Consider the following 17,904-nt stretch of genomic DNA (forward strand, 5'->3'; position numbering starts at 1 on the left):
ATTAAAATTTCCATTTTAACGGCCCTTTCCTTGAAATCCATATAGCTGTTAGCACCATGCCCGCCAAAGCACCCATGGTATTTGCTATGGCATCCCATACATCCCCGTGACGATCCGATGTCCACGTTGATTGAATCACCTCAATAATTATGCCATATAAAACAGAAAAAGATGTCCCCAAGAACAGTGCCTTGGACAGTTTTATCCCCTTACACAAATCTTCCTTCAATGCAACTACGCTCAATATGGCCATTACAAAATAGAACGTAAAGTGTACCAGCTTGTCCATATGGGGAATATCTATTCCCGAAGTATCCATTCCTTCAAAAGAAAATAAGCTGGAAAATGTAACGAACACTATCCAGCTTATTAACAATATGGTAAAAAAATTTGCCCTATGCACCTATAAGTTCCTTATAATCCGCATCCGAAAGCAAATCATCCAGTTCGCTGGAATCATTAAATTTTATTTTCACCATCCAACCTTCTCCGTAAGGATCTGTATTTACCTTTTCCGGTTCGTCTTCCAAAGCCTCGTTAAAAGCGATGATTTCACCCGACAATGGCTGAAACAAATCCGAAACCGTTTTTACCGCCTCAACGGTACCGAATACCTCTTCCCTATCCAGTGTTTCCTCCAAGGTTTCCACTTCAACGTAAACAATGTCCCCCAATTCGCCCTGGGCAAAATCGGTAATCCCCACGGTGGCCACATCTCCTTCGATCTTGATCCATTCGTGGTCTTTGGTATACTTTAATTCCGATGGTATATTCATTCCTTTTTTATTTATCCTTCAGCAAAAGTAATTGATTCCCCAACGATTTTCAAAAATATTGTATCCAGTAAATTTAGAAGCTTCAAACAACAAAAAAAACTGCCGTATATTCTATCCCGTCTTAATTCCCGAAGTTATAGCGCAGAGTGAAACCGGCATTGATCGTGGTCTGTGGAAATGCCGTGGATACGGCAAATTGTGAAAAGGAATGGTCATAAAAGAACAGAGCGTTCAATTGTTTGCTCAGGGCATAGTCCGCAGTAAATTTAATGGATAATAAATTTTGCCCGGAAGTAATCTGATTGTTATCAATATCCAGATTTCTAATAATCGTGATATTATCCCTTAGGGTAACATCCGCCTTAAGGTTTAAGTCTCCCTTAAGTCTGGTCTTGTTCCCGCCAATATTGGTTACGAATTTCACATCTTTGATACGGTATCCCAAACCTATAGTATAGTCTTTGCTATTATTCTCTGTCATTAGATTGTTGTCAAAACTTAACGCCAACATACGTTGGCTTTGGACTTCGGCCAGAACACTTACGGAGTTCTTCATCTCAAAATCAACACGGACCAAGGGGTTGAACTGATCGGTCAACACTACGTTGTTCAAAATAAAATCCGGTAATAAATCCCCGTTTTCATTATTAACGGGTGATGCCCCATCTGCAATTAGCTGTGTCTTTTCCAGATTTGTCTGAAAGGAGTTGATACTATAGGACGCACGATATCCATGGCTCAGGGAGAAACGTTTGAATCGCTTTTTGAACCACTTGGTTTTCATTAAGCCCGTATATTTGATATTCCAATTGGGAATGGGTATTTGCCGAAACACATCCAAATTCACCCGGTTCACGTCCTGGCCCGTATAGGCCGCAAAGAACGCGGGCAACAACACTTCTTGTTGTGTTTTGCCATACAGTTGCGGAAAATTATCGGCATCCAAAGTTCCGGGGTTCTGACCACGATCGGCGACCAAACGATTGGCAATGGTAATCCTATTTTCCTTGAATTTTTGAAAGGTAGCGGAATCAAATTCGTCACTTTTTCCAAAAGCGGTACCGATCATTATGGTAGAGATACTAAAGTTGCCAAAATTATTGCCCAACTGTACGTTGTAGGGTTCGTCCGCGGTTATATCCACATTAAAGTTTTCCTGATAGCTATTGGAATACTGCCTGTCCGCGAACAAGTCTATCGTCAAGTCCTTTACGGGTTGTGCCGTGGCCGTAATATTCAATTGTTTATTCGTACGTTGTATAAATTGCTCGTTAAACTCGGGGAAAGTAGTCAACCAGCCGTTTCTTGCGGCTTCAAAACGCACATCGGACTGGCTCCCGAAAACAAAGCCCAAGGTAGGCCTTGCCGTTCCTATAAACCCAACGGATTGGGTATAACCGGGCAATACCGTACCATTGTTTTCATTATAGGTAATATTCAGTCTTTTGACCATGGTCAAAACATCCACAACGGTATTGAACAGGCCACTGGTCTTTTTCACCTCTTTCTCCCGATCATTTACGGGAACTCCCGCCTTATCCCTGCGGACGGGCCCGCTGGAAGTTTTGGACGAGCCGCCTTCCCTTTTCTTTAGACCGATAAGGTCATAAAACTTCTGCATGGTCAAAGAAGCCGTAATCGTATGGGTATTGGCATTTTGAATGGTATTGATCGCTTCTCTCGCTACTTTCTGCAAGGCATCTCCACCACGTTGCCAGTCAAAATTACTGGTATAACTGTATTGTGCGTTTATAAAATCCAATGCCGGAACCTTGGCAAAGGGAATTTCGTAATTCAACTGTAATTCTTGTGAATGCCTATTGGGTTCCCCAATATCAAAGAAACCGTCCCAAAGGCCCAATGTCTTATCAATGGGCGAATTTGGATTACCCTCTTCCTCAAAATAGTTCCGGACGATATTATTGTTAGAGGCCGTAAGATTAAGACGAAGGGATTTGGTCAAATTATAATTTACGGCGTATTGCCAATTGAACAGGTAATTGCGCTGTTGCAATTCTGGAAGTTCCAAACGATCTACGCCTTCCTCACGTACATCCCTAAACCGTTGCGCATTAAATTGCCTGTTGATATCGGAATTCAACGAGATACTTGCCGGTAGCAAATTCAAGTTTAAATCTTTTAACCACTGCCAGTATTTGCCCGTAAACAAGGAATCCTTCTTTTTAAAGGGCGCTACTTCTACAGGGTCAAAACTGTGATTATACACAAACCCCGTGGTTATGTTCTGATCTCTAAGTTGGGCAATTTCAAAATCCCTATGGCTTGTTTCGTTATAGGAATAATTAAAGGTGAAATTTTCTATATCGTAAAAATTGGCATCCGCTTCCTCTCCCCTATCTTTCCGTACCCCGATCAAGTTAATGCTTGTCCTTTTGGTGTAATCCTCGGCCTGTTTTCTTATTTCATCCGCAGCCTCCGCATCGGGAGCGGCATCGATCAGGTCATCCAGTTTTAAATCGTCATAGACGGGGTCAAACTCCGGAGTGATCAATTGCTCGGATATACCATAATTGAAAGGTAGTTGTACACCCCATTTTTTCGGCAATAGTTGTCCCACATTTATATTGGTGACCACATCATAGGCAATGGCATCTTCCCTGGCCCGTTCATTGGGCATCTGATCGATAGACCCAAAGCCCGAGGTGCTGGTGCTTCCCGTTGCGGTTACATTGGCAAAATCGGCAATGTTGGCATCTACCGCTCCTACGGCCGCCCAACCACCATTATTGTCCAAGCCCGCCAAACGCAGTTCATTGAACCACACTTCACCTCTTGCAGGCAGTGCATCCTGGTTTTTAATCCCCACCATCATACTACGGATACTCCCTAAAGATGGATTTCCTTTTATTCCTATACGCAACCTTCCCGGTGTTCTTGGGTCAAATTCATTTACGGGAAACACCTCCCCATTGTCCACTTCAAAAAATCGGATATCGCTCAAATCCCCACTGGTGATCCATAGGGACTTTACCTTGTTCAAATCGCTCAATGAAATATTCATTTCATTGGCTTCCGGCCATATCTGGCTCTCCGAGGTAGCACTGAAGGGGGTGAATTGCAAAGGCAGTTCGATCTGATAAAAATTCTGTGTAAAATCCGTACCTATTCTCAGAAAACCTACCAAAGGCATATCGTCATCGGAATAATCACTATCTACAATTTTTTCGGCATGCAGAAACATTTTAAGACTTTTATATTGCCGAATATCGATATTCAAATTTTTGAAAACACCCCTGGAATCTTCAGATTCCAAATTATCCACCAATAAGGACAGGGACTGCTCGTTCTGACGGATAATGGTATTGTTATTGTTCAACTGTTCACGAACGACACCTGGGGGCAATACGTACGGAATAGGAAGCCTGCTGTTGTTCTCTTCTATATTCACGGTATTCACATCCAATGTGGTCCCATCATCCGAAGGGTCGCTGTCCACATCCACGTCCTGTAGTGTCCTGGTATAGGTACGCCAATCTCCCCGCACCAGATCCAAGGTAGCAAAACGAAGTACCGCAGGACTGGTAAAGCCGGTCATGTACATCCGCATAAAACTGATGGATCTAAAATCCGTAATCCCTCCAACGGCATCGGAAAAATCGCTTAATGGAATTTTATACTGTATCCATCTTCTGTTCAATTGATCTCCGTTGGGCAACTGGGGAGTAATCCCTTCTTTGATATCGGTTACGTATTTATCGTCTATGGTCGTGTTCGGCTTGATCTCTATACGGTATTCGTAATAGCTGTTCACCGTATTCATGGTCAGGTCACGGTCAATATCCTCTACGTCCGGCAATGTTGTAGATCCCCTATTGGTATTGGTCACCGTAACGGGGGAATTACCGTCCGGATTATTAAAATCCAAATAACGTTCCAGGATTCCACCTTCCCGGTTCAGGTAATATTGATAATTGTCCAAAGCGGGATCTGTTCCCCCATTATTATCATAGACGGTCCCTTCTGCGGCATCGTCCAATCCGTCAAAACCAATATCCTGCAGGGACCGGTTGGCCTCGTTGGCATCAAAGGCATAGACCAATGATTGTGTTGCAGGAACTTCGCCCCACGAGGTAGGTGCTACAAAATCATTGCTCTCCACACCGGGCAATCCGTTCTCATATTGTTTTCTGCCATCCTTTAAAACATCCTCGGATATATTCCCAAGATTCAGTACCAACTCTCCCGAACCCGTGGCTTCACCGTCCACATAGGGATCTAACACCCAAAACTGCACAAATTCCACATTGGCCTGTTCAAAATTGGTACTGCTCAACGAGCGCATGATACCTGCCCATTTTTCCTCCGGCCGTTCCGTTTCAAAATTAGGATTGTTATTGTAGGGGCCTTTTAGATTTGGATAATAGGCTATGTCCAATGTTCCCTGCACGGTAGTCTGCCCCTGGGCAATATCCACTTGTGGAAAAACCTCATCTATAAAGATCCGGCGTGTCGGGTTGGTAGAAATATCGTTATCACTAATACCTGCCGGTCTTTGGTTGGTATAGAAAATGGGATCAATGGTGTACCAGGCCATCTTGGCTCTTCCATAACCGTTTTCCAAATTGGCGGCATCCTCCGGGGAACTCCCGGACAACTGCCCTCCGGGAGCAAATTCCAAAGGTGTACTCGCCAGGGTCCATCCCAGGGAAGCACGAATATCTATCAGTGCCTGAGCACCTTCAAAGTCATCCACATAAGTGGTCGTCTCTCCCCGAAAATCCGCATTTTTGGGCGAATTGGGCTTCAACCAGGCTACTTCCGCCCTCACCGAAATATTTGAAGGAACGTCCGTATCAATATTCGGTAGTTTGTTGACCATTCTGGTCAAAAAGGGAACTTCCGTAGAGAAATTTCCGTTCAGTCCAAAAATGGTATTGTTTACCGGCTCCACACCAAAGTTCGATTTTTGTGTCAATGGGCGTTCGTTCAGGTTTAAGAACGTTCCTCCCAATACAAAATTCTTATTGAACTGATGTTCTACATTTACCCCTGTAAACCGTCTTGTTTGCTGACCGAATACCGCATTATTTTCCACGGATATATTTATGGGCGTATTGGAGGCTTCCAGGCTCGGGTCCAAAATCTGTACTGTACCGGCCTGATAATTCACCGTATAATCTATTCCCTCCTGTAATTGCCTGCCCCCGGCCGTTACCCGTACCGAACCCCTGGGCACATTAAAGGCACCTATGGGAATCCCGCTACCACTTTCGGATTTGTACCTCCCTTTTAAAAGGAACTTGTTCTTTTCGGGGTCTTGCAGGGCAGCGGCCTTGGTAAGCTCGTACATATCCCTAAAGACGTACTGCTGTTGGTTTTCATTATAGGCCGACGGGTTATCGTATTGGGCCTCGTTCCCATTGGCCAAAGTCTCGAACAAGTATTCCCCAAAAGGTTCCACCTTGGTAAAGACAATCCTACCTCCCTGAATATCTATGGTCTGCCCCGGCACAAAATCAAAGAAGCCATCCCCTCCGGGTTGCACATCGTTGTAGATATTCAACCTATCCAGATTAAAGACATCTAAAAGGATCCGCTCTTCCAGACCCTCGGGCCATCCAGAGCCCGGCCCCTCAACTATAGGGGTAATATAGTTACGTGGCGTGGGGTCGGAATATAGGATGTTCATCTTAAAATCTTCCTGACTCAATCTAAAAGCCCTGGTCGCATATATATTCTTCATCATCAAATCCCAGATAGGATCGTTGATGTTGGTAATATTGCTCTTTAAAAGTTTTAATATAAGAGTATTGTTCTCGATAATGGGATTCACATTACCGGAAACCGTTGTGGCATCTAACCCTCCGTTGGCAAATTCACCTACCTGAAATACTTCTCCCTGAAATGTATATTGATAGGCCACGGCCAACACCTCATCATTGCTCAGGCGCTGATTCAGGGAAATATAGCCCAATTGCGAATTAAAATCATAGTCCCTGCCTTCTTCCAGTTTTCTGGCATTTTCCAAAATGGCATAATCAAATCCCTGATTGGGGCCGTATCCACCAACAAAACTGGCTGCATTAAAACCGTTCTCCACGGTAGCCACATCACGGATCCCATCCGTTAATGCTCCGCCGCTTCCAATTAATGTGGGGTCATAATCATTGGCATTGTTCCTGGGGCGCAAATCGGTGGGGTCGTTAAAAAAGGCAGCTCCGTTCCCATTGTTTTGTCCGACCCGGGTCTTTTCTTCGCCGGGTTCCCCCAAATCCTGTAAGGCCACCACATTTCTTACGTTCAATGTTTGCTGGCTTCGGTTGGTGACCCATACTTCCAATCGGGTAATCTGTACCTGACTTTGGATATAGGGATAGGTTTCCAGGGCCCTGTCATAATTATCCCTGAAATACTGGGCCAGGAAAAAGTGCTTGTCCTCATCGTAATCCAGGGCCGTAATAGAGAATTCGTTTAAGGTACCCCCCCCCTGGGCCACAACGGTGTTGTTTTGTGAACGCTGCTCCGAAAACACCGCGGTTACGGTAGTCTTCCCAAATTGCAATTGGGTCTTTACCCCGAATAAACTCTGTGCGCCCTGTATTAACGAACTGTTCAAGGGCATGCTCACATTACCCACTTCGATCTTACGTAGAATATCGTCCTCCGTAGGCGTAAAGTCCAGTTTTACCAGGTTCTGAAAATCAAAAGTCGCCTCGGTGTCATAATTAGCGGTCACCTGCAATCGTTCCCCTATTTTCCCCAACATACTCAAGCTTATACGTTGATCAAAATCAAATGAAAGATTGGTCCTGTTCCTTGGGGAAAGTGAAGGGTTGTCGTTTTTCTGCCAAATTACCCCCAGATCCATCGCCACGGAACCCTGGGGAATGACCTCGATGGTATTCCCGCCAAAGACGGACTGGAAAAAATTATTGTTTACATAGAAATTCGGCAGTAGGTTTTTTCTGGCTTCTTCACTACCTGCCTTTTTACCGGAATAGGCATCGGATTTTTCCTTGAAATAAGATTTGATCCCTTCTTTCTTAATGAGGTCAAAATATTGTTCGGGCGTAAGAATGATGGGGTATCCAATATTAAAATCCCCTATTTTTTCATTGTAGATGTAGCGATCTAATTTGGGGTCATAAATGTATTTGGATACGATACTATCCGGGTTTTCCAGAATAATCCTTCCCAGATCATAACCTGTTTTAACGGAATCAACCTCCTGCTCATTCGTTTCTTGTGCCACTGTCCGTTGTATCGAAGCACAAAAAAGTATGAATAGGAATGTTAACTTAAAACATGTTTTAAGAAATTTAGTTGCCCCTTGTTTCAAACTTGTTACAAATTTTTGAGCGCAAGTTTTATAATATTCTCCACGCTTAAGGAGGAATCTTCGGAAATGACCTTGTCCACTATCTTTTCGGATTGTCTTCTTGCAATTCCAAGAACCTCTAATGCAGATAACGCTTCTTCTTTATTTGTATTGTTTGAAATTGGGGAAACTTCGTCCATATCCTGAACTTTTAAAATCTTATCCCTTAAATCCAAAATCACCCTTTGGGCCGTTTTGGCCCCTATCCCCTTTATTGACTGGATCACAGGGACATTTTCATGGGCGATCGCATCCCTGACCTGAACGGGAGACATGGACGAAAGCATAGTTCTGGCGGTACTTGAACCGATACCCGATACGGATAGCAACAATCTAAAAATCTCCCGTTCCGATTTCTCCGCAAATCCAAAAAGGGTATGTGCGTCCTCTTTTATTTGCAAATGGGTATAGATATTAATTTTTTCTTCATCGCGAATTTTAGAAAAGGTATTTAGGGAAATGTTCACAAAATAACCCACGCCACCGCACTCCACTATAATATGAGTAGGATTTTTCTCTACCAGTTTTCCTTTAAGATGATGGATCATATTTTAATTGTTTCGGATTTCAGGTTTCAAAAGTTTCGGGTTGTTTTTTAAACTGAAGGAGAAGCGGAAATTCTTACATTTATTTGCTCATTTTCGCTTTTTTACGCTTCTCCCTTTCCTGGGCATCAATTACGGCTACGGCGGCCATATTGACCATCTCGTCCACGCTTGCGCCCAACTGTAAAATGTGTACGGACTTTTTTAACCCGATCATTATGGGGCCGATAGAATCCGCATTGTTCAGCCCTTTTAAAAGCTTATAGGTAATATTGGCCGAATCCAAATTGGGGAATATCAGCGTATTTACTTTTTTTCCGGCCAGTTTAGAGAAGGGGAAATTATTGTTACAGAGGTCCTGGGTAAGGGCAAAATCGGTCTGTATTTCACCATCTACGACCAAATCGGGGTTTTTATCGTGTAAGATCCGCACGGCATCCCGTACTTTTTGGGCTCCTTTATGGTTGGAAGAGCCAAAGTTGGTGTACGATAACATGGCCACCACGGGGTCAAATCCAAAGGTACTGGCCACATTTGCGGTCATTTGGGCAATTTCCGCCAGTTCTTCCGCATTTGGATCGATATTTATCGAGGTATCCGCCAAAAAAAGCGGTCCCCTTTCGGTAATCATAATGTTTACGGTAGATGCCTTGGTCACACCCTTTGCACGGCCCAAGACTTCAAAAACGGGCTTTAATACTTTAGGATAGGCCCTGGAATATCCGGAAATCATACCGTCCGCATCTCCTTCCACCAACATCATGGAACCAAAATAATTCCTTTTGGCCATATTCACTTTTGCACTGTAACGGGTCTCCCCTTTACGTTTACGGAGCTGCCAAAGTTTATCGGCATACCGGGCACGTATAGTTTTCGACTCGTCCGAAGTTGGATCAATGATCGTAACGTCCGCATCAAACTCCAATTCCTGTTTATTTTTCTCAATGACGTCCTTATTCCCTAAAAGGATGGGAACGGCAATACCCTCTTCATATACGATCTGGGCGGCTTTTAGCACATCCAACAATTCGGCTTCGGTAAAAACAATTCGTTTGGGATTCACCTTGGCCCTGTTATGCAGCATCCTCACCACCTTATTGTCATTACCGGACCGCAGTAAAAGTTCTTCCTCGTATTTATCCCAATCGGCAATGGGAAACTTGGCCACACCACTTTCCATGGCCGCCCTGGCAACGGCAGGAGGGATTTTTGAAATCAAACGGGGATCGAACGGCTTGGGAATAATGTAATCCTTCCCAAAAGCAAGCCTGGTGGTATCATAGGTAATGTTCACCTGCTCCGGTACGGTTTCCTTGGTGAGGTCCGCTAAGGCCCTTACCGCCGCCATTTTCATTTCCTCATTGATCTTGGTGGCCCTTACATCCAGGGCACCCCTAAAAATAAAAGGAAAACCAAGGACATTGTTCACCTGGTTGGGGTGATCGGACCTTCCGGTCGCCATAATAATATCCTTACGGGCCTTGCAGGCCGTATCATAGGCAATTTCCGGATCTGGATTCGCCATGGCAAAAACAATGGGGTTCTTGGACATGGATTTTAACATCTCGGGAGTGACAATATCGGCCATGGACAGCCCTATGAATACATCCGCATTTACCATGGCCTCTTCCAAAGTGTTTATTTTTCGGTCCGTGGCAAATTCCCGCTTAGCTTCGGAGAGGTTTTCCGCATCTTTTCGGATAACACCTTTGCTATCCAACATTACAATATTCTCGGATCTTGCACCAAATGCCTTGTACAGTTTGGTACAGGATATGGCAGCGGCACCGGCTCCACTAACGACAATGTTTACTTTTTCTATTTTCTTTTTGGAGAGCTCCAGGGCGTTCAACAGGGCGGCGGCCGAAATTATTGCCGTACCGTGCTGGTCATCGTGCATTACGGGAATATCCAGTTCCTCTTTTAATCTTCTTTCTATTTCAAAGGCTTCGGGCGCTTTTATATCCTCCAGGTTAATCCCTCCAAAAGTGGGTGCAATGGCCTTTACCGTCTCCACAAATTTATCTACGTCCTCGGTATCCACTTCAATATCCATCCCATCAATATCCGCAAAAATCTTAAAGAGCAGGCTCTTCCCCTCCATCACGGGCTTAGAGGCTTCGGGACCAATATTACCCAAGCCCAATACGGCGGTACCGTTGGAAATAACGGCAACTATATTCCCCTTGGCAGTATATTTATAGACGTTCTCCCTGTCCTTTTCAATTTCCAGGCAAGGCTCGGCCACACCGGGGGAATAGGCCAAAGCCAGATCGCGTTGCGTGGAATAGGGTTTTGTGGGTACCACCTTTATTTTTCCGGGTTGGGGTTTGGCATGGTATATCAGTGCTTCCCTTCTTTGCTTTTGCTTACTCATGAAGTGTTCTTTAAAAAACAAATTTAGGGGTATTCTTTGTAAAGAAGGTGCGCTCCGGGAATTAATGTTCCGGATACCCTATAGATTAGAGGGTTTTGTTTTTTTCGATACAGAAAATGAAGTGTATTGATTATTAGTTAGTTATAGTTTAGAGGTGCAAATAAGGTACATTTTTTATTTGATAATACTCCAGTTATTCCAATAATAGTCAATAGGATTATCAAGGGTTCCAATAAAAATTTGGTTATTCCTAATTTTTAGTACTACTCTAAATCGTTCATATTTTGTGATGTTTTTTATAGCATTAGTGTGAATCAATTCTTCAATTTTATTTGAAGTAAGTATAACGGCTGATTTTGAGCCGTCAGGATGAATCATTACAAACACATAAAAAATATTTCCGGCATGGTCTCTTTCTAAAGAAACTTTTCGCATGTCGAAAATATAGCTATTCGAACCTAGTAAATTAGAAGTCTTAACTTGCAAAGAGAAGAGCTTATTGTTTTTGGTTGCTATAATATCCATGCCAATGTCTACACTCATGATGCTAGCGTTATATCCCCTGAATAATAGTTCTGAGGTCACATAGTGTTCTCCAGCTTTACCGGTGAAACCACTACCGATCTTTTCAATTTGCCCGTTTTCTTTTTTAGAAACTGTTTTTGGTTTTTTTATTGCTCTTTTATTTGGATTGATACTATAAGTAGCAGGTGCAGTTTTAATAAAATCAGAAGCTACACCTTTAGCGTTAATCTCAGTAACTATTTGAGCATTCATTGATGCAGCTGGAGTTTTTCCTTCAGTTTGAAGTATATCTTTCTCTAGAGCAAGTCTGGTAATTTCCTGATAGTGTAGTGGCTTATCTACTTCAGTGAGGATTAATAATGCGGCATTTTTGAATTTATTCATATCTAGGACAACTTTATTTATGCTTCCATATTGCCTTACTCTTTTGATATTTCAATCAATGCTTCTTGTTTTGCGTCATATCTAACGTTTACAATATCACCATTTAATATTAGACCAATTACTTTGTTAATTATTGGTAAAGGAACGACAAACCATTCTCGTGGCGTTATCCTATTTCCTTTCTCGTCATTTATATCAATGTTTAGGCAAACCTCTGCAAAAAAGCGATGGATTAGATGCTCAAATTTTTGAGCATTCAAATTGTAGGTTTTATATGATGCCACGATATCAACATCTGCCATCAAATAGGTAGGTTCTTTTGAAGCATTTTTAATCCTTTCTGGAACAGGAACTGTCGAATAACCTATTTTATAAAGATTAATTATTGTGGAAATTTTATCATGAGTTGATTTTGATTTTAGTACATAAACCCAGCCAGTTTCTATGTCTTCTTCATTAACTGCATTTGCATTATTAAATAATTCTTTTTCAATTTCAGAATCAGGATTTGTAACCATTTGTCCATTGTAATGCAAAACCTTGTATAAGGATTGGAACATCATATTTGATTTTGTGCCATTTTCGAAAATAGTAACTGTGCGTCCATCTGGCCTATTGTGCACACCACTATCAAATTCTTGTATCCTTTTTTCCCACTCAATACTTTCTAAATAAAGAAGAATGCCGTTATTGATGTAATATTCATTGGTCTTTAAAGATTCGTAGTTAAAATTGACAAGTTTTCTTTTACCTTCTCTGAGCTCTTTTTGAACTTGTTTGAATTTATCTTCATACAATGCAAACTCCTCATCTTTCATGGGTTTTCTTCTAGCCACAAAATCTGTTTCCGCTCTTTCAGTAATACTTGGAACATGCTTTATCTTAAAAATTGACAAGGCCTCTTCAGTATCCAATATGCCTAAATCATCATCTTTTATAATATCAGCTACTGACTTAATTTCTTCTTTGGTGTTTAAGAGGTTATGAATATCGTATTGCTTTAGTGTTTCTATTTTACTTGCATCATTTCGCAAGGCTTTTAATCTTGATAGTAGTTTAAATTCAGTGACATTAGTAGCTTCTGGTTCTCTATTATTTTTTTCAAAAAAGACATTAATCTCTTGGAACAATTCGATTAAACGTTCATCTTCAGATTTTACATTAGATTTTTTGGGTTTGGAATCTAAAATTCCAAATTCATCATCATTAAAAATATCTTCTAATGTCTTTTTTTTACTCATTAGTTACTGCTTTTCTTTTTGCTTCTTTTAAGAATATGATTGCCTCTGCCAAACGTCTTTCTTGAGGATCAAAAGCTTGGATACTAGGTTGTTCTCCTGTTTTTGCAATCCAATTTTTTACTTTAGGCCATAATATGATTGCTTCTTCTTCCGTCATGCGGATTCTTGTTGCATCAATAGTTTCTTGTATTGCTTTAAATACAGATGCTGTAACTGATTTTGATAATATTTCGAATGCTTTCTGAAATGGATTGATAGTGTCAATCAAATCAATGTTTATATCATCGATATTCACAAAACTATCTGCCAGACGAATAAAACGTTTGTCTCCTTGTTCTTCTACAATCCCATTCTTGATAACAGAATCAACCACGACGTGTTGGCGTACGGCTTCCACTTCTTCATCTGTTAAATCTGGATACGTTTCTTTGATAATTTTAGGTATCAATACTTTATTGATGACTTCGGGGTCAACGTTCCCTGGCATTGCCTTCAGCATAGTATCATCCTGCATAATTTTAGCCTTTAAGTCATTGAGGTCTGACTCTATAATATCTTTGGCTCTTTGGGAACTAGGTAGTTTAAACCCTCTAATTTTTATAGTAGAATCATCTTCCTCTGTTTCTTCTTTATCTCCTTCAGGAAACTTAGGTTTGAACTTCCAATTGGGAGCCAATACCTGCTCCATTAATAAAGAAGCTGTAATGGCCTTCAACATATTGTTTACTGCCAATTTTACTTCATCATTCTCGGCATCTGGTTGAGCAATTAGGTTTGTGAATTGCGCATGAGTTTTGTTTTCACTATCTCTTGTTGCTCTACCGATAATTTGAATTATTTCGGTTAAAGAACCTCGATATCCAACGGTTAAGGCATGTTCACAATAAGGCCAATCAAAACCCTCTTTTGCCATACCTAATGCTATGATAATATCAATATCATCAACACTTGATACATTACGTAAATATTCTTGAATTTTATCTCTTTCTTTTTGTACATCGTAAACTAAATCAGCAACTTTTAATAGTTTTCCCGATTTTTTACTTCTAACAAAATTAACATTCGTATCAGGGTCTTGATATTCTAAATCTCCCAAGCTATCAATTATCCTTGCTACTTCCTGTTCTTTATCTTTAGTAGATTCCCCTGAATTAACACTTGGAATATGGACTATTGTTTTTTTGTTTTCATCTAAAATTTCATCAATAGCATCTGTATATCTACCTTGATAAAAATGATAACCAATACCTAAAGATTTTAAATAGTCGTAACCATTTAATTGTTGGTAATAATCGTATTTAACCTTAATGAATTTTTCTTCATCTTCTGGTAATAAAATAGGTACGCTATCACCTCTAAAAAAAGAACCTGTCATCGCTACTACGTGTGCAGTAGATTTAGATATTACACTACTTAAAACCAACCCTAATTTATTATCGCCATCTACAGAAACGTGATGAAATTCATCTATAGCTAATAAGCAATCGTTTAGTTGTTTTTCGTCTATTGCTTCAAACGCAAAACGTAGGGTTGCGTGTGTACATATTAAGATTTGCTCATCTGTTTCTAAAAACTCTAAAAAGGCTTTTACTTTACTTTGGTCACCTCCAGGTGTACAAAGGTTATATTTAGGATTAGGAATCCAATCTGCAAAAAAACCAAATTGCTGCAATTCTGTTTTGGCAAACGAACTACCAATAGACCTTTCTGGAACAGCTACAATAACCTTTTTTATACCTTGATTTACTAATTTATCTAAACCAATAAACATTAATGCACGAGATTTACCAGAAGCTGGTGGTGCTTTAATTAATAAGTATTGAGCTGTACGAGCTTCAAATGCTTTTTGTTGCATTTCTCTCATACCATATTCATTGGTACTTTTACTTTTACCTGTTTGTTGGTATTTTACGTGTACTATATCTGGCATATATTAAGCTTTCTTTTTACGTGTTCTTTTAGGTTTTTCTAACAAGGTATTTTTGTTTATCATTTTTTCATATTCCTTAAAGAGATATTCTAAACGCTCTGTATCACTCTCAAACGGCTTTAAACGATAACAACGCTCAATAGCTAAATCTAATTGATGGTGCGCTTCTTTTAAGCCTTTAGGCATTTTATCTGGGTCATATAATTGAGCCATTGTTTTCCCTGAATGTTTTTCACGCTCTTCTAAAATCTCAAAAACGTGTAGATTAATTTGCTCTTTTTGTTTTTTATTGATTTCTGGAAAAGGAAATGTGTTATAACATAGTTTAGCGGAATATCGGTAATCTGACTTTAATTTTCCACTAACATTTTTAACCCAAACCATATGCATTTTTGAAGTAATTATTCCAAACACCCATATTTCAGCATTGTAAATTGCAAAGTTTGGTGCGACAATTACATAATTAGAATCCAGAAAACCTATTGGAATATAATCTCTTCTCTCTGATGAAACACTTGGTATTATTATTGAATCCGTATTTAAATATCGGACTTCTGCAAATCTGTAAGGTACACAAGCTAATTCTTGTGTAGATTTTCTTTTGCTTTCTAGTCTTGACTTCTCTGTCGCTTTAATTCGCCTTTCAACAAATGGAAGTGAATATGCTAGTTCTTTATTAGTTTCATCTATCCATAAACAATATTTTTCTTTTCCTCTTATAAATTCTAAAGCACCAACTAAATTTTTAATTAAAGGTTCGGATTTTGGTTCAACTTTCAATAACTCATTTTTCTCTTTTTCAGTAAGCAATAAATTTCCTCCATCATTAGCCATACTTCCAAAATTAATTTCTGGAACTTTTGAAAGAGGATTGCTTCTGTTTTGCACGTAAGTGTTCTTTGCATCAACTAAATATGGATTTATGTTATTAGTCTTTTTCTCTAAACTTTCTATGTACAAATATTTTGGTTTGTTAGAAATATTGCGAAGATTAACTATTATAACTATTACACCTGCATTGCCTTTAGCATTATTAGTCCATTTAAATGATTGATGAGCAAAACCTATTTCTATTTTTTCAGAAAGCAAATGAGGCCATATTAAAGCTACTTGTTCTCCTTGGCAAATAGAATTTGTTGATACAAAAGCACATTCTGAATTAGAATCTTCAATGTATTCCTTTGCCTTATAAAACCAACAAGCAATGTAATCCATATTATTAAATCCTTTAATATTATGAAATACGATATTCATATCTTTTTTTTGCTCCGCATCTTGTAACCTTGCACCCAAATAAGGCGGATTTCCTAAAATATAAATTTCATCATCTGCTTTTTTAGGACAGGTGTCTTCCCAATTTAAACGTGCCGCATTACCTTGTGTAATATGTCCAGCTTCTTTTAGAGGTAAAATAGGTTTAGCTCTACCAAAATCGTATAATTCATCTGTAAATATTTTATTCATTTGGTGCTCTGCTAACCATAATGATAGTATTGCCATTTCGTGAGCAAAATCATCTAACTCTATACCATAAAATTGTGATAGTTTTACTTCTGTAAATACAAAAGAGTATTGCGGCTCTAACTCATTAATTTGTTTCCAAATTTTTATTTCTAATTTTCTTAATTCTTTATACGCAATAATTAAAAAATTACCACTGCCACAAGCAGGATCAAATATTTTAAGTTTTGATATTCTGTATATTAATTGACGTAACTTTTTAGTATTCTCTTTGTGCTTTTCAAACTCTTCGTATAATTCATTTAAAAACAAAGGTTCAATCACTTTCATAATATTAGGTACAGAGGTATAGTGCATACCTAAACCACTACGATATGCAGGATTTACAACTGCTTGTATCATAGAACCAAAAATATCTGGATTGATTTCGCTCCAATCTAAATCACCACATTCTAAAATAATTTTGCGAGCTTCTTTTGTGAACTTTGGTGAAATAATATTATCCCTAAATAAACCTCCATTTACATAAGGAAACTCTCTAAAGTGTGATGCTTCTTTACTGTTATCTTTTGTATCGAGAACCTTAAAGAGTCTATCTAAAAAGATATTTACATCTGTACCATCTTTTTTGGTATGCTGTGCTAGCGTATCTGTAAACATTCCCTCAATAGGAAATATGTCAGTATCTTCAGCAAAAAAACAGAAGAGTAAGCGCGATAGAAAGATGTTTAAGTTATGACCTCCATCATCATACACATTAGGGTTTTTAGTTACTAATATATCATAGAGTTTCGCCATCTTGTATGACGCTTTTCTATCTGCATAATTCTCATTTTTCTGAGAATATTTTTCTTGTCCAGCCCAAGGCAAAAAGAATCCATAGTGTTTATGGATTTCAAGAATAGGCGTATCTAAAGTCAACCCTGTTCTTATATCTTTTGCTAATAAAGTCCTGTAATCTGTAACTATTACAAAACGTGGATTATGCTTTAATGAATCTACATCTTTAGTTAATTCATCAATGGTATTTAATAGTGTTCCAGATTCAACCTCTTTAAAAAGCATTTTACTTTTATAAAGGACCTCTCCTTTAACTCTGGATAAATTAAAATCCCCTTTTTTTAAGCGAGTGATAGACGTTTTGGATATACCATATGCTTTCAGTAAATCGAATATGAATTCTTTTTTGTTGAAATTTTGGACTAAAGTAGTTACATTCTTTTCTATTTGAGATGCATTCATTGATAGGCGCAGAGATTAATAATTTAAAATTAGTAATCTTTTGACTGTTAAGGAATCAATTATCGCTTTTTAAATATTTTTCTT

The 17,904-nt window shown here is 39.5% G+C and carries 9 protein-coding genes; all 9 read right to left on the reverse strand.

What is annotated here, in order from left to right:
- Position 1: 1 nt before the first annotated feature.
- A complete protein-coding gene (locus ACKWB9_RS07120) occupies positions 2-403 on the reverse strand; it encodes a VanZ family protein (RefSeq protein ID WP_414002318.1) in 402 nt (133 codons plus the stop codon).
- Positions 396-776 carry a glycine cleavage system protein GcvH gene (gene gcvH, locus ACKWB9_RS07125; protein WP_414002319.1) on the reverse strand — a complete coding sequence of 127 codons (381 nt, stop codon included), beginning with the start codon at positions 774-776 and terminating at the stop codon, positions 396-398. The genes ACKWB9_RS07120 and gcvH overlap by 8 nt, the downstream gene beginning before the upstream one ends.
- 121 nt (positions 777-897) lie before the next feature.
- A complete protein-coding gene (sov, locus tag ACKWB9_RS07130) occupies positions 898-8,076 on the reverse strand; it encodes a T9SS outer membrane translocon Sov/SprA (protein ID WP_414002320.1) in 7,179 nt (2,392 codons plus the stop codon).
- 5 nt (positions 8,077-8,081) lie between these two features.
- The gene (ruvA, locus tag ACKWB9_RS07135) at positions 8,082-8,663 is read right to left on the reverse strand and encodes a Holliday junction branch migration protein RuvA (RefSeq protein WP_414002321.1); all 582 of its coding nucleotides are present in this window, start codon (positions 8,661-8,663) and stop codon (positions 8,082-8,084) included.
- A 79-nt stretch (positions 8,664-8,742) separates the two neighbouring features.
- On the reverse strand, positions 8,743-11,037 hold the full coding sequence (locus ACKWB9_RS07140) for an NADP-dependent malic enzyme (protein ID WP_414002322.1): 2,295 nt from the start codon (positions 11,035-11,037) through the stop codon (positions 8,743-8,745).
- Between the two features lie 174 nt (positions 11,038-11,211).
- The gene (locus ACKWB9_RS07145) at positions 11,212-11,946 is read right to left on the reverse strand and encodes an HTH domain-containing protein (protein ID WP_414002323.1); all 735 of its coding nucleotides are present in this window, start codon (positions 11,944-11,946) and stop codon (positions 11,212-11,214) included.
- Positions 11,947-11,981: 35 nt separating this feature from the next.
- Entirely contained in the window at positions 11,982-13,187 is a 1,206-nt protein-coding gene (locus ACKWB9_RS07150) for a GIY-YIG nuclease family protein (RefSeq protein ID WP_414002324.1), read from the reverse strand.
- A complete protein-coding gene (locus ACKWB9_RS07155; protein ID WP_414002325.1) occupies positions 13,180-15,117 on the reverse strand; it encodes a DEAD/DEAH box helicase in 1,938 nt (645 codons plus the stop codon). Before ACKWB9_RS07155 ends, ACKWB9_RS07150 begins: the two co-directional genes overlap by 8 nt.
- A 3-nt stretch (positions 15,118-15,120) precedes the next feature.
- Positions 15,121-17,820 carry a class I SAM-dependent DNA methyltransferase gene (locus ACKWB9_RS07160; protein ID WP_414002326.1) on the reverse strand — a complete coding sequence of 900 codons (2,700 nt, stop codon included), beginning with the start codon at positions 17,818-17,820 and terminating at the stop codon, positions 15,121-15,123.
- Positions 17,821-17,904: the final 84 nt, after the last annotated feature.

It is taken from the genome of Maribacter spongiae (genome assembly GCF_047345125.1).
GTDB lineage: Bacteria > Bacteroidota > Bacteroidia > Flavobacteriales > Flavobacteriaceae > Maribacter.

Coding starts and splice junctions, on each gene's coding strand:
- ACKWB9_RS07140 (WP_414002322.1), bottom strand. CDS start 11,037: ATGAGTAAGCAAAAGCAAAGAAGGGAAGCACTGATATACCATGCCAAA.
- ACKWB9_RS07145 (WP_414002323.1), bottom strand. CDS start 11,946: ATGAATAAATTCAAAAATGCCGCATTATTAATCCTCACTGAAGTAGAT.
- ACKWB9_RS07155 (WP_414002325.1), bottom strand. CDS start 15,117: ATGCCAGATATAGTACACGTAAAATACCAACAAACAGGTAAAAGTAAA.
- gcvH (WP_414002319.1), bottom strand. CDS start 776: ATGAATATACCATCGGAATTAAAGTATACCAAAGACCACGAATGGATC.
- ACKWB9_RS07160 (WP_414002326.1), bottom strand. CDS start 17,820: ATGAATGCATCTCAAATAGAAAAGAATGTAACTACTTTAGTCCAAAAT.
- ACKWB9_RS07150 (WP_414002324.1), bottom strand. CDS start 13,187: ATGAGTAAAAAAAAGACATTAGAAGATATTTTTAATGATGATGAATTT.
- ruvA (WP_414002321.1), bottom strand. CDS start 8,663: ATGATCCATCATCTTAAAGGAAAACTGGTAGAGAAAAATCCTACTCAT.